Annotated in this window: 12 protein-coding genes; 8 read left to right on the top strand and 4 right to left on the bottom strand. The window is 74.3% G+C overall.

The window, feature by feature from the left end; translation table 11 throughout:
* Nucleotides 1-23: 23 nt before the first annotated feature.
* From RM540_RS07510 to RM540_RS07535, 6 genes are all read left to right on the top strand, one after another.
* Complete coding sequence (locus RM540_RS07510; RefSeq protein WP_311662936.1) at nucleotides 24-1904, top strand: tetratricopeptide repeat protein; 1881 nt, start codon at nucleotides 24-26, stop codon at nucleotides 1902-1904.
* A gap of 163 nt (nucleotides 1905-2067) precedes the next feature.
* Entirely contained in the window at nucleotides 2068-3324 is a 1257-nt protein-coding gene (locus RM540_RS07515; RefSeq protein ID WP_311662937.1) for an asparagine synthetase B, read from the top strand.
* A 149-nt stretch (nucleotides 3325-3473) separates the two neighbouring features.
* Nucleotides 3474-4022, top strand: a complete 549-nt coding sequence (locus tag RM540_RS07520; protein WP_349256304.1) for an acyl-CoA thioesterase — start codon at nucleotides 3474-3476, stop codon at nucleotides 4020-4022.
* Nucleotides 4023-4030: 8 nt separating this feature from the next.
* Complete coding sequence (locus tag RM540_RS07525) at nucleotides 4031-4456, top strand: hypothetical protein (protein WP_311662939.1); 426 nt, start codon at nucleotides 4031-4033, stop codon at nucleotides 4454-4456.
* Nucleotides 4453-4887 carry a cobalamin B12-binding domain-containing protein gene (locus tag RM540_RS07530; protein ID WP_311662940.1) on the top strand — a complete coding sequence of 145 codons (435 nt, stop codon included), beginning with the start codon at nucleotides 4453-4455 and terminating at the stop codon, nucleotides 4885-4887. The genes RM540_RS07525 and RM540_RS07530 overlap by 4 nt, the downstream gene beginning before the upstream one ends.
* Before the next feature lie 89 nt (nucleotides 4888-4976).
* On the top strand, nucleotides 4977-5912 hold the full coding sequence (locus RM540_RS07535; protein ID WP_311662941.1) for an SDR family oxidoreductase: 936 nt from the start codon (nucleotides 4977-4979) through the stop codon (nucleotides 5910-5912).
* On the opposite strand, the gene RM540_RS07540 is transcribed toward RM540_RS07535, so the two are convergent.
* Complete coding sequence (locus tag RM540_RS07540) at nucleotides 5896-6342, bottom strand: META domain-containing protein (protein ID WP_311662942.1); 447 nt, start codon at nucleotides 6340-6342, stop codon at nucleotides 5896-5898. The genes RM540_RS07535 and RM540_RS07540 overlap by 17 nt on opposite strands.
* A 169-nt stretch (nucleotides 6343-6511) precedes the next feature.
* Here RM540_RS07540 and serS point away from each other — a divergent pair, with 169 nt between their 5' ends.
* Together serS and asd are read left to right on the top strand one after the other, a co-directional pair.
* Complete coding sequence (gene serS, locus RM540_RS07545) at nucleotides 6512-7786, top strand: serine--tRNA ligase (RefSeq protein ID WP_311662943.1); 1275 nt, start codon at nucleotides 6512-6514, stop codon at nucleotides 7784-7786.
* A 99-nt stretch (nucleotides 7787-7885) separates the two neighbouring features.
* Entirely contained in the window at nucleotides 7886-8710 is an 825-nt protein-coding gene (gene asd, locus RM540_RS07550; RefSeq protein WP_311662944.1) for an archaetidylserine decarboxylase, read from the top strand.
* A gap of 142 nt (nucleotides 8711-8852) precedes the next feature.
* Here the strand turns inward: asd and RM540_RS07555 are convergent, their stop codons facing one another.
* From RM540_RS07555 to RM540_RS07565, 3 genes are all read right to left on the bottom strand, one after another.
* On the bottom strand, nucleotides 8853-9815 hold the full coding sequence (locus tag RM540_RS07555; protein ID WP_311662945.1) for an NAD-dependent epimerase/dehydratase family protein: 963 nt from the start codon (nucleotides 9813-9815) through the stop codon (nucleotides 8853-8855).
* Nucleotides 9816-9930: 115 nt separating this feature from the next.
* Nucleotides 9931-11184, bottom strand: coding sequence for a M16 family metallopeptidase (locus tag RM540_RS07560; RefSeq protein WP_311662946.1), 1254 nt, complete (start codon nucleotides 11182-11184; stop codon nucleotides 9931-9933).
* A gap of 71 nt (nucleotides 11185-11255) precedes the next feature.
* Nucleotides 11256-12716, bottom strand: coding sequence for a tetratricopeptide repeat protein (locus tag RM540_RS07565; RefSeq protein ID WP_311662947.1), 1461 nt, complete (start codon nucleotides 12714-12716; stop codon nucleotides 11256-11258).
* Nucleotides 12717-12792 lie beyond the last annotated feature (76 nt).

A 12792-nucleotide genomic window follows, 5' to 3' on the forward strand; every position in this document is an offset into this window, starting at 1 on the left:
GTTCCCGCCGCCCCGCCCCGCCCATGCGCCTCGTCCTCCTCGCCGCCCTCCTCCTCCCCGCCCTCGCGGCGGCGCAGCAGGGCGGGACGGTGATCCTCCGCGACGGCGACCGCGGCGCCGTCGGCGATCAGCAGGCGTACGTGCTGGCCCTCCAGCTCCTGGCCAACGGGCGGACCGGCGAGGCCATCCCGCTCCTCGAAGACCTCGTCGCCGCCGAGCCCGACGCGCTCCCGGCGTGGCTCAAGCTGAAGGAGGCCTACGCCACGGCCCGCCGCTTCGACGACGTGCTCGCCCTCGTCGACGGCCGGATCGCGCGCGTCGGGCCGGCGCCGGACCTCCTCGCCGCGCGCGGAGCGTCGCTCTACCGGGCGGGGCGGGGCGGCGAGGCCGAGGCCGCGTGGCAGAGCGCGCTCGCCGCGGCCCCGGACGAGGCGCAGACGTACCGGACCGTCGCCTCGGCGCTCGCTGACCTGCGGCTGTTCGTGCGCGCCGCCGAGGTCCTCGACGCCGGCCGCGAGGCGCTGGGCGACGACGACCTGTTCCGCCTGGAGCGCGCCCACCTCTACGGGCTCGGGCTGGACTACGCGGCCGCCGCCGACCTCTACCTGGACCTCCTGGCCGACGAGCCCGAGTACGCGCCGGCCGTCCGCTCGCGGCTCACGCGGCTGCTCGACGGCGACGGGGCGCCGGCCGTGTTCGCCGCGGCCGTCGACGCGGCCATCGCGCGCGACCCGCTCAACCGGGCCTACCGCGAGCTGGCCTCGTGGCTCGCGCTGGAGCGGGGCGACTACGACGCGGCGCTCGACGCCGTCCGCGCCCTCGACCGGCTGGAGGGCGAGGAGGGCCGGACGCTCGTTGCTTTCGCCGAGCAGGCCGAGGCCGCCGGCGCGGGACCCGCGGCCGGCGCCGCGCTCGACGAGGCGCTCCGCCGCTACCCGAACGGCCCGGTCGCCGCCGACGCGCTCCTCGCGCGCGCCCGCCGCTGGGACGCCGACGCCCGCGATGTGCCCCGCTCCGACGGCGCCGCCCCGACGCCCGCCGCCGACTCGGCGCGCGCCGCCTACGCCCAGTTCCTCGACCGCCACCCCGCCCGGCCCGACGCGCCGGCCGCGGCGCTCGCCCTGGCCAACCTGCTGCGCGACCGCTTCCGCGACTACGAGGGCGCCGAGGCCCGGCTTGCCGTCGCCGCCCGATCGCGCGACGAGGCCGTGGCGTCCGCCGCCCGGCTCGCGTTGGGCGAGGTGGCCGTCCGCCGCGGCGACCTCGACGCCGCGCGCGCCCGGTTCTCGGACGTCGACGAGGGCGTCCGCGTCGGGCCGGTGGCCGAGCAGGCGCGGTACGAGCTGGCGCTCATCGACTTCTACGAGGGCTTGGTGTTCTCAGCGCTCGCGCGCGTCGAGGCGCTCGACGAGAACACGGCGGCCGACGCCTCCAACGACGCCATCGCGCTGCGCGTGACGCTGGGCGAGACGCTCAACCAGGACGAGCCGCCCGAGGCCGACCTCGCCCGGCTCCGCACCTACGCCCGCGCCGCGCTCGCCTTCCGCCGCGGCCTCGCCGACGAGGCGCTCGCCACACTCGACTCGCTCGACGCCTCCGCCCCGCCCTCGTCGCCCGGCGCCGACGTCCTGGGCGACGAGTCGCTCTACCTCCGCGCGTCCGTCCTCCGCCGGGCGGGGCGGGCCGCCGACGCGGTCGACGCGCTGGACCGGCTGGCCGAGGCCTACCCGCTCTCCTTTTTCCGCGACCGCGCGCTCCGCGTCCAGGCGCAGGCGCTGGAGACCGACCTGGGCGACCGGGGCGGGGCGGCGGCCCGCTGGGAGCGCCTGCTCGAGCTGTTCCCCGGCTCGCTCTACGCGCCCGAGGCGCGCCTCGAACTGCGGCGCCTCCGCGCGGAAACGTGAGCGCGCGGGCGGGGCGAGCGGAAGGTGCCCGCCCCGCCCTCGCGCTTAGCCGGCAGGGCGGGGCGGCCCCTCGCGGGCGGGGCGGTCTCGGTCGCGTGGGAAAGATGTCGGCTCGGCGGCCGTTGTGCCCCCGCCCCGCCCCCGGGTCCACCCCACCCCGCCCATGTCGCGTCTTCTGCTCACCGCCTTCTGCACGCTGCTCACCGGCCTCCTCCCCGCCCGGGCGCAGGACGTGCTCATCCCGATGGACGAGGCGCAGGGCGACCACCTCCGCGCCTACGGCGCTGTCTACTGGGCGCTCGACCACGGCCTCCAGGTCGACTGGCTCCTCAACGTGCGGGGCGGGGCGTTCCTCGCTGAAGCCGCGCCCGAGTTCGAGACCGAGCTCCGCGTACGCGGCGTGTCGTTCGAGGGCGCCAACGGCGCTGCGGTCCTGGCGCAGGCCGAGTCGCCGGCGGCCAACACGTCGGTCGTGCGGCTGGAGAAGGCGCCGAAGATCGCCGTCTACGCGCCCAAGCAGACGCTGCCCTGGGACGACGCCGTGCTCCTCGCGCTCACCTACGCCGAGGTCCCCTACGAGCAGGTCTACGACGACGACATCCTGGCGGGGCGGCTGAGCGAGTTCGACTGGGTCCACCTCCACCACGAGGACTTTACGGGCCAGTACGGGAAGTTCTACGCCTCGTACCGGGGGCAGGCGTGGTATCAACAGCAGCAGCTCGAAGCCGAGGCCGCCGCGCGCGCGCACGGCTTCGCCAAGGTGCCCGAGCTGAAGCTGGCCGTCGCCGAGGCCATCAAGAGCTACGTGGAGGGGGGCGGGTTCCTGTTCGCCATGTGCTCGGGGACCGACACGTTCGACCTGGCCCTGGCCGCGGCCGGGCTCGACATCGTCCCGCCCGAGATCGACGGCGACGGCGTCATGCCCGGGGCCGCCGACGCCCTCGACTTTTCGCGGACGCTGGCCTTCCAGGACTTCCGCCCGATCCTGAACCCGATGGAGTACGAGCACTCGGACCTCGACGCCCCGCCCCCGCCGGCGCTCCGCAACCCGCTCGCCGACTACTTCACGCTCTTCGACTTCTCGGCCGTCTGGGACCCCGTGCCGACCATGCTCACGCAGAACCACGTGGCGTCCGTCCGCGGGTTCATGGGCCAGACGACGGCGTTCCGCGCCGACGCGCTCAAGCCGGGCGTCGTGGTCCTTGCCGAGAGCCCGGCGACCGGCGCCGTCCGCTACCTATACGGGCCGGCGGGCCAGGGCTTTTTCGCCTTCTACGCCGGCCACGACCCCGAGGACTACCAGCACTTCGTGGGCGACCCGCCGACCGACCTCGCGCTCCACAAGACGTCGCCGGGCTACCGGCTCATCCTCAACAACGTGCTGTTCCCGGCGGCCAAAAAGCAGAAGCAGAAGACGTGAGCAGAGGTGAGAATGGAGAATGCGGAATTGAGAAGTAAAGGCGGGGCGGGGTGGTCCGCGGCTGCGCGGCGAGCGACCTTCGCGGGCGGGGTGGGCACCCTTTTTCCATTCTGAACTCTCTACTCTCCACTTTGAAGGGCACCTGCGAGATGACGGAGCTCGTGCTCCCCAACGACACGAACACGCTGGGGAACCTCATGGGCGGCCGGCTCCTCCACCTCATGGACGTGTGCGCGGCGATCGCCGCCAAGCGCCACTCGAACCGGACGGTCGTCACGGCGAGCGTAGACTCGGTCGACTTCCAGAACGCGATCGGGCTGGGCGAGGTCGTGGTGCTCAAGGCGGCGGTGAACCGGGCGTTCACGACGTCCATGGAGGTCGGCGTGAGCGTGTGGGCCGAGGACACGACGACGGGCCAGCGGCGGCGGTCGAACCGGGCGTACTACACGTTCGTGGCCGTCGACCAGAGCGGGCGGCCGATCCCGGTCCGCCCGGTCGAGCCCGAGACCGAGGCCGACCGCGCGCGCTACGCGGCGGCCGGGCGGCGCCGCGAGCTCCGGCTGGTGCTGGCGGGGCGGCTCCCGATGGAGGACGCCGAGTCGCTCCGCGAGCACCTCGCCGAGGTCGCCGCCCCGCCCGAGGCGGGCGGGGCGGAAAGCGGGGGCGGGGCGGGCTCCGAGGGCGGGGCGGTAGCTTAGGGCTCGCCATGCGCCTCCTCCTCCCCGCCCTCGTCCTCTGCCTCGCCGCCCCGCCCGCGGCGGCCCAGCTCGCCGTCGGCGGGCAGGTGGGGACGCCGACCGGGCTCTCGCTGAAGCTGGGGGCGGGGCGGGGCGCCGTGCTCCTCGCCGCCGGGTGGGACCTGGGCGACGCCGTCGAGGTCGAGGGGAATTACCTGCTCCGCGACCGCCAGCGCGTGGGGTCGTCGGGGCGCGTGGGCCTGTTCTACGGGCCGGGCGTGTTCGTCCAGGCGGGGAACGACGACACGGACGCCGGGGTCAGCCTGGCCGCGGGGCTGAGCACGTTTCTGACCCGGGAGCTCGAACTGTACGGGCTCCTCTCGCCCCGCCTCCAGCTGATCGGCGACACCGACGTCGACCTCGGCGGCGGGCTCGGCCTTCGCCTGACCCTATGACCGCCTCCTCCCCGCCCCACCGCCCCGTCCGCGTCCTGATGGCGAAGGTCGGGCTCGACGGCCACGACCGCGGCGCCAAGGTGGTCGCGGCCGCCCTGCGCGACGCCGGCATGGAGGTCGTCTACACCGGACTGCGCAAGACGCCCGAAGTCGTCGTGCGCGCGGCCGAGGAGGAGGACGTCGACGTGGTCGGCGTGTCGATCCTGTCGGGCGCGCACGGGACGGTCCTCCCGCGCCTCCGCGGGCTCCTCGACGCGGCCGAGATGCAGGACGTGCTGCTCGTGGCCGGCGGCACGATCCCCGAGGACGACGCCCGCGACCTCGTCGCGCGCGGCGTGGTCGACCAGGTGTTCACGCCGGGCGCGTCGCTGGCCGACATCGCCCGGTCGCTCTCCGACGCCGTCGTCGCCCGCCGCGGAGACGAGGGATGACGGAGGGATCGGGCACGGAGGGATGAGCGCGTCTCCCCGCCACCCCGCCCGCCCATCCCTCAATCCCCCTTCCCTCCACCCCTCCCCCCGTGCTCCCGCCCCGCATCCTCGTCACCGGCGCGAACGGGCTCGTGGGGCAGGCGCTCGCGCGCGCCGCCGGGCGGTGGCGCGGGGCCGACGTGCTGGCCACCGGCCGCCGCCCCGCCCTCGCGCTGGGCGGCTTCGCCGGCGGGACGGCCGCGCTCGACGTGACCGACGCCGACGCCGTCGAGCGGGCGCTCCAGGACTTCGCGCCGGACGTCGTGCTCCACGCGGCGGGCCTGGCCCAGGTCGAGGCGTGCGAGGCCGACCGCGAGGCGTGCTGGGCGCTCAACGTCGAGGCCACGACCGCGCTCGCCGCCGCGTGCCACCGCCACGGCGCCCGGCTCGTGCTGCCGTCGACCGACTTCGTGTTCGACGGCGAGCGCGGCCCCTACGCCGAGGACGCCCGCCCCGCCCCGCTCACGCACTACGGGCGGACCAAGCTGGCGGCCGAGAACGCGCTGAAGGCCTCGCGCCTGACCCGGTGGGCCGTCGCGCGGACGACGCTCGTGTTCGGGGCGCCCACCGGCCCCGCCCCGCGCCTCGATTTCGTGCGCTGGCTCGTGCGCGAGCTGGGGGCGGGGCGGCCCGTCCGCGTCCCCAGCGACCAGGTGCGGACGCCGACCTACGACGAGGACTTCGCGGACGGCGTGCTCCGCATCGTGCGGTTCGGGAAGAGCGGGACCTTCCACGTCGCCGGCCGCGAGGTGCTCACGACGTACGCGCTCGCGCTGCGCGTGGCCGAGGCGTTCGGCCTCGACGCCGGGCTCGTCTCGCCCACGACGACGACCGCGCTGCACCCGGGCGCGCCGCGCCCGCTGAAGGCCGGGCTCCTCATCCTGCGCGCCGAGACCGAGCTGGGCTACCGCCCGCGCCCGCTCGACGCCGCGCTCGCCGACCTCCGCGGCCGGCTCGGCGTGCCCCGCCCTAGCGCGCGCCGCTAGCCGCCCCGCCCGGGCTCGCGCCGGGGGCGGGGAGGAGCAGGACCTGCGGGCCGCCCGCGAGCGGGTCGGGCTCGACGACGAGGTAGAGGCCGTCGCGGCGGAGCGTCAGGAGGCCGGCGAAAAAGTCCTCCAGTTCCAGCTCGCCCGGGCCGCACCGTCGCCGCGTGCACGCGAGCGGCTCGGCGACTTCCAGCTGGTCGCCGCTCACGGCATACGTCCCGTTGCACACGTTGCACGACGAGACGCTGAGGCTGCCGCTGGACCCGAACGTGACCTGGCCCTCGCCGCGGAGCACCTCGCCGTTGCCGGTCACGACGCGCTCGACGGTCCACGTCGAACCAGGGACGTCCGCTTCGAGGCCGGTGGGCGTGCTGCCGCACCCGAGCGCGACGAGGGGCAGGGCGAGGCAGAGGGCGAGCGTGGGGCGCACGGGTTCCAGCGGGCGGGGTGGCCGAAGCTACGGCCGGCCCCACGGGCGGGGCGGTCGTTGGAGAGGGGGCGAAGCCTGAGCACGGGGGCGGGGCGGACCGGCGGGGCTCGCTAGCTTGGCCGCCCCGCCCCCGTGCTCTTTTCGCCCGCCCCGCCCCCGGGCTCCGCCCATGCTCGACCTCGACCTGATCCGCGACGACCCCGACCGCGTCCGCGCCTCGATGGAGGCCAAGCGGATCGGCGACCCCGGCGCCGTCGACCGGGCGCTCGACACGGACCGCGAGCGGCGCGAGGCGGTGACGGCGCTCCAGGCGCTCCGCGAGGAGCAGGGGGCGATGGGCCACCAGATCGGGCCGCTGATGAAGAGCGGGAAGCGCGACGAGGCCGCCCCGCTCATCGAACGCTCGAACGAGATCAAGCAAGACGTTAAGGCGCAGGAAGAAGCGGTCCGCGACCTCGACCAATGCCTGAGGTCGCTGCTCCTGGAGATCCCCAACGTGATCCACGAGAGCGTCCCGGTGGGCGGGGAGGACGCGAACGAGGTGGCGGCGGAGTGGGGCGAGCGGCCTCAGTTCGACTTCGAGCCGCTCCCCCACTGGGAGCTTGCGGAGAAGCACGGGCTCATCGACTTCGAGCGCGGGGCCAAGGTGAGCGGGGCGGGCTTCCCGTTCTACGTCGGCCAGGGCGCCCGCCTCCAGCGCGCCCTCATCGCCCTGTTCCTGGACCTCGCGGTCGACGAGGGCTACACCGAAGTTGAGGCGCCGATCCTCGTGAACGAGGCGAGCGGGGTGGGGACAGGCCAGCTGCCGGACAAGGAGGGGCAGATGTACGAGGTGCCGGCCGACGGGCTCTATCTCGTCCCCACGGCCGAGGTGCCGCTGACCAACTTCCACCGCGACGAAGTCCTCGACGGCGCGGCGCTCCCGCTCCTCTACACCGGCTACACGCCGTGCTTCCGCCGCGAGGCCGGCTCCTACGGGAAGGACGTGCGCGGGCTCAACCGGCTCCACCAGTTCGACAAGGTCGAGCTCGTCCGGTTCGTGCGGCCGGACGAGAGCTACCGGCACCTCGAAATGCTCCGCGAGGACGCCGAGCGGGCCGTCCGCGCCCTCGAACTCCCGTACCGTCGGCTCGTGCTCGCGTCCGGCGACCTGGGCGTGACGCAGGCCAAGACGTACGACCTCGAGGTGTGGAGCGCCGGCCAGGACCGCTGGCTCGAAGTCTCGTCGGTCTCGAACTTCGAGTCGTTCCAGGCGCGGCGCGCGAACGTCCGCTACCGGCCAGAGCCCGGGGCCAAGCCCGAGTTTGTCCACACGCTGAACGGGAGCGCGCTCGCGCTGCCGCGCATCGTGGCGGCCCTCCTGGAGAACGGCCAGCAGGCGGACAGGTCGGTCGTCCTCCCCGCCCGCCTGGCCGAGTACGCCGGGTTTGACCGGATCGGGTAGCTCCGCCCCGCTCGCGCGGGCGGGGTGGATGGGCGGGGCGGTAGAACCGGGCGGGGCGGCAGTCGGTAGGCGCCTCTCCCCTCCCCGCCCGCCCCGCCCGTGAGCCCGTTCGTCCGCCTCCAGCACGCGATCCCCCAGCATTTTCTGTCCCGCGCCATCGGTCGGCTCGCGGCGTCCGAGGTGCCGTGGCTGAGCGCCCCGCTCGTTCACCTGTTCGCGAAGGCGTACGCCGTCAACATGGCCGAGTCCGAGCGGCCGGGGCTCCGCGACTACCGCTCGTTCAACGACTTTTTTACGCGCTCGCTCGCGCCGGGCGCCCGGCCGGTCGACCCGGACCCGAGCGCGGTTGTGTCGCCGGCCGACGGGGTCGTGAGCCAGTCCGGTGTCGTTGAGCGGGGCGAGCTGATCCAGGCGAAAGGCGTCCGCTACTCGCTCGGCGGCCTGGCCGATGTGTGCGCAGGGCCGGAGTACGAGGGCGGGGCGTTCGCCACCGTCTACCTCTCGCCGAAGGACTACCACCGGGTCCACCTGCCCGTGGCGGGGCGGCTCGTGCGGACGGTCGCGATTCCGGGAAAGCTGTTCTCGGTCAACGCCTCGACCGAGGGCGAGGTCGAGGGACTGTTCGCAATCAACGAGCGGCTGGTGTGCGAGTTCGAGACGGCGTTCGGCAAGATGCTGGTCGTCCTCGTGGGCGCGCTCATCGTGGCCAGCATCGAGACCGTGTGGGACGGCCCGCGCTCGCCCTACAAGACGAAGCAGGTCGTCGAGCACGACCGGGCGTTCGAGACGGGCGACGAGATCGGCCGGTTTTTGCTCGGCAGCTCGGTCGTGCTCGCGTTCGAGCGGGGCGGGGTGACGCTCGACCCGTCGCTCGTGGCCGGCGCCGAGGTGCGGATGGGCGCGCGGATCGGGGAGGGCGCCTAGCCCGCCCCGCCCTCGCCGAGCGGAATGCTCGTCCCGCCCCGCCCACAGAGTCGCCCGGGCGGGGCGGCGCGTCGGCTGCGGACGTGGCAAGCCGTGTCCCACCGAGCGCCGACACCGCCCCGCCCTCGCCGGGCGGGGTGGCTCAGGACGCCTCGCGCTCGCGGAACCAGGCGACCGTCTGCTCCAGCCCGTCGCCCACCCTCACCGTCGGCTCCCAGCCGAGCACCTCGCGCGAGTGCGACACGTCGAGGACGCTCCGCTGCTGCTCGCCCGGCTTGGCCGGCCCGTGCTGCTCGGCCGCGCCCGCGCCCGTGTGGCGGTTGATGTGGCCGAACAGCTCGTTCACGTCCGTCTCGACGCCCGTCCCCACGTTGAACACGCCCGAGCCGTCGAGGGCGAGGCCGGCGACGAACGCGCGGACCACGTCGCCCACGAACACGTAGTCGCGCGTCTGCGTGCCCGGTCCGTTGATGGTCACGCCCTCGCCGCGGAGGAGCCGCTGGCTGAAGATGGCGACCACGCCGGCCTCGCCGTGCGGGTTCTGGCGCGGGCCGTAGACGTTGCCGAAGCGGAGCGCCGCGTAGGGGAGCCCGTACGTCTGCTCGTAGAACCGGAGGTAGTGCTCGCTCACGAGCTTCGTGATCCCGTACGGCGACATCGGCCGCGTCGGGTGGCTTTCCGGTTGTGGGCCGCCGCCGTTGACGTCGGGGTCCGGCTCGCCGTAGATCGCCCCGCCCGTGGACGCGAACGCCACTTTTTGCAGGCCGTTCTGGCGCCCGGCCTCCAGGAGGTTCAAGAACCCGAGCACGTTGACGTCGGCGTCGAAGACCGGGTCGGCCACGGACCGGCGGACGTCCATCTGAGCCGCGAGGTGGCAGAGGGCGTCGAACCGCTCGCGCTCGAACAGCGCCGGCACCTCGTCCGAGCGGACGTCGAGCTCGTGGAAGGTGGCCGCGTCCGGCACGTTCTCCACCACCCCGCCCGAGAGGTCGTCGAGGACGTGGACCCTGCAGCCCTCCTCCACGAGCCGGTCGGCGACGTGGGAGCCGATAAAGCCGGCGCCGCCGGTGACGAGGACTTTCTTACCTGCGAACGAGAAGGCCATGCGGGGGCGGGGTGGTGCGTGAGGGCGGACCTAGAGGGCAAACACAGAGGGCGGGGCGGTGCCGGGGCGCGTGGCCGCCCTGTGGCTCCACCCCGCCCCTTGGGTCCGCCCCAAGTTACCGGGCCTCGGCGCTCGGGAGGAGGGCGACCGTGCTGAGGCGGCCCGGCGCGAACAGGTCCTCGGCGAGCGCGCGGACGTCCTCGGCCGTCACCGCCTCGATCTCGGCGACGACCTCCTCGACCGGGACCTCGCGGCCGTGGACGAGCTCGACCCGCCCCGCCCGCTGCATCCGGTTGGAGAGGCTCTCCAGGCCGAGCACGATCGAGCCCTTCAGCTGGTGCTTGGCCCGCGTCAGCATGCGGTCGCTGACCGGGCTCTCAGCGAGCTTGTTCAGCTCGCGCTCGATAAGGACGCGCGAGCGGTCGACGCGGCTGGCGTCGGTCCCGATGTAGACGCCGACGTCGCCGGAGTCCGTCTGCACGTTGACGAACGAGTACACCGAATAACACCACCCGTACTTTTCGCGGATGTTCTGGTTGAGCCGGCTCGACATGCCGCCGCCGAGGATCGTGTTGAGCACCGACAGCACGGTCCGCCGCGGGTCCTGGGCGCCCAGCGAGCGCGTGCCCAGGACGAGGTGGGCCTGCTGGACCGGCCGCTCGATCGTCACCTCGGCCGGCGCGTAGCCGTCCGCCGGCTCGCGGCTAGAGGGGCGGGGCGCCCGCTCGAAGCCGTCGAGCAGCCGCTCGACGTGACGGACCACGTCGCGGTGCCGCGCCCGCCCCGCCACGGACACCACGAGCCGGTTGGGCACGTAGTGCTGGCCGATGTAGCCCTCGAGGTCGGCCTGCGAAAAGGAGCGGACGGTCTCGGGCGTCCCGATGACCGGCCGGCCGAGCGGGTGGTCGGGGTAGAGGACGGCCTCGTAGTGGTCGAAGACGTGGTCCTCGGGGGCGTCCTCGTACATCTTGATCTCCTCGACCACGACGTCCTTCTCCTTCTCGATCTCGCGCGGCGGCAGCGTGGGCTCCGTCACCAAGTCGACGACCGTTTCGAGCGCGCGCCCCAGGTGCTCGTCCAGGCCGCGGGCGTAGAAGCACGTGTGCTCCTTCGTGGTGAAGGCGTTGAGGTAGCCGCCGACCGACTCCATCCGCTGGTTGATCAGGTACCCGCGGCGCCGCCGCGTGCCCTTGAACACCATGTGTTCGATAAAGTGCGTGATGCCGCCCTGTGCGGGCCGCTCGTCGCGGCTCCCGGCGTCAACCCACGCCCCGACGGCGACGGAGTGGACGGACGGGACGCTCTCGGTGAGGACGCGGACGCCGTTGTCGAGGACGGTCCGCTGGAATCCTGGCGTGATCTCGGGCATGCAGTCTGGTTTTTCCCGCCCGATGCGCGGGCGGGGCGGCCGGTTCCACCCCGCCCCGGCTTTCGCGCGGTCTACTGCCCCGCCCCGCCCCGCTCGCCGGCGAGGGCGGCGCGCGCGCGCTCCAGGCCGTCGACGGCCTGCCGGCGGTTCGGCGCGCGGTCGAGGGCGCCCTCGAAGGCGGCGACGGCCTCGTCGTAGCGGCCGAGGTCGAGGAGCGTGAGCCCGAGCGCCTCGTGCCCCATCACGACGGGCGACGGCGGGCCGAACGTGAGCGGGGCGGCGGCCTCGACCTCTGAAGCCTCGCGGAGCAGGGCCATCGCGGCCTCGTCGTCGCCCTCGGCGCGGCGGAGCGACGCCTCGATCTGGAGCGCGGCCACGCGGTCGGTCCAGCGGGCGCCCGGCTCGTCGGCGAACGCGGCGATCGCCTCGTGCGCCTTCCGCGCGGTGCCGGGCTCGGCGTACCGCGTCGCCAGGAGGCCCGCGACGAAGGCGTCGTAGACGTTGTCGAACTCGAAGGACTTGTCGCCGACGATGAGGTTCGGGTCGCCGCCCTCCAGCGCTTCCAGCGCGCGCATCCGGGCCAGGTGAGCGAGGGCCGTCTCGTCGGGGTCGTCGCCGCCGAGCGCCACGGCGTGGTCGTAGAGGCCGCGGGCGAGGGCGGCGTCGCCGAGTTGGGTCGCGGCGTAGTGCCACCACCAGAGGGCGTGCCAGCCGTGGCCGCCCAGCGCCTGCCCCTTGCGGTCGGTGTTCGCCTTGGCCGCCTCGAAGCTCCGGCGGTTCATCTCGGCCGTCTCCTCCCACATCCCCAGCGCGAGGGTTATGTGGCTCGGCATGTGGAGCGCGTGGCTCGCCGCCGGCGCCACGTCGGCGTAGACGCGGGCGGGGCGGAGCCCGAGCGGGGCGTGGACGGGGTCGTCGTAGGCGTGGATGAGGTAGTGGGCCGCGCCCGGGTGCCGGGGCCGGGCCGCAAACACCTCCTCGGCGACGGCGGCGGCCTCCATGTAGGTCGCGACGTCGCGGCCTTCGTGGGCCGTTCCGAGAAGGGCGAGCGCGTAGAACGCCTGGGCGTCGAGGTCGTCGGGGAAGCGCGCGGCGAGGTCGCGCATGGCGAGCGCGTAGGCGTCGTCGCGGTCCTCCTTGGCGCCCTCCTGAACGAACAGCGACCGCAGCGTCATCAGGTACGCTTCCTCGCGCGGGGTCACGCCCGAGAGGTCGAGGCCGAGCCCGACGTCCCGCACAAGGTCCTTCCCCAGCGCGGCGAGGGCCGCGTCGCGGTCCTGGCGCTGCCAGACCGGGTGGTTGTGCGTCATGGCCTCGCCCCAGGCCGCCATCGCGAACGCTGGGTCGAGGCGGCGGGCCTCCTGGAAGGCCTCGCGGGCGTCGTCGTACTCGAAGCTGTGGAGGAGCAGGACGCCGCGCAAAAACGGCTCCTGCGCCTCGGGCGCGCCCGAGTTGGGGAACGTCGTCTCGCCCAGCTGGGCGGCGGCGGGGAGCGCCCACAGCAGGGCGACGGCGGCGAGGAGGCGGGGCATGGGCGGGGCGGGTTGAGGACCACCCCGCCCTCGTCTCGGGCGGACCCAAAGGGCGGACCCAAAGGGCGGACCCAAA

The organism is Rubrivirga litoralis (assembly GCF_031846415.1).
Lineage (GTDB): Bacteria > Bacteroidota > Rhodothermia > Rhodothermales > Rubricoccaceae > Rubrivirga > Rubrivirga litoralis.

What these genes read in the sequence shown, in the direction of transcription:
- RM540_RS07510 (WP_311662936.1), top strand. Translation starts at nt 24, where the DNA reads ATGCGCCTCGTCCTCCTCGCCGCCCTCCTCCTCCCCGCCCTCGCGGCG.
- RM540_RS07515 (WP_311662937.1), top strand. Translation starts at nt 2,068, where the DNA reads ATGTCGCGTCTTCTGCTCACCGCCTTCTGCACGCTGCTCACCGGCCTC.
- RM540_RS07520 (WP_349256304.1), top strand. Translation starts at nt 3,474, where the DNA reads ATGACGGAGCTCGTGCTCCCCAACGACACGAACACGCTGGGGAACCTC.
- RM540_RS07525 (WP_311662939.1), top strand. Translation starts at nt 4,031, where the DNA reads ATGCGCCTCCTCCTCCCCGCCCTCGTCCTCTGCCTCGCCGCCCCGCCC.
- RM540_RS07530 (WP_311662940.1), top strand. Translation starts at nt 4,453, where the DNA reads ATGACCGCCTCCTCCCCGCCCCACCGCCCCGTCCGCGTCCTGATGGCG.
- serS (WP_311662943.1), top strand. Translation starts at nt 6,512, where the DNA reads ATGCTCGACCTCGACCTGATCCGCGACGACCCCGACCGCGTCCGCGCC.
- RM540_RS07555 (WP_311662945.1), bottom strand. Translation starts at nt 9,815, where the DNA reads ATGGCCTTCTCGTTCGCAGGTAAGAAAGTCCTCGTCACCGGCGGCGCC.
- RM540_RS07560 (WP_311662946.1), bottom strand. Translation starts at nt 11,184, where the DNA reads ATGCCCGAGATCACGCCAGGATTCCAGCGGACCGTCCTCGACAACGGC.
- RM540_RS07565 (WP_311662947.1), bottom strand. Translation starts at nt 12,716, where the DNA reads ATGCCCCGCCTCCTCGCCGCCGTCGCCCTGCTGTGGGCGCTCCCCGCC.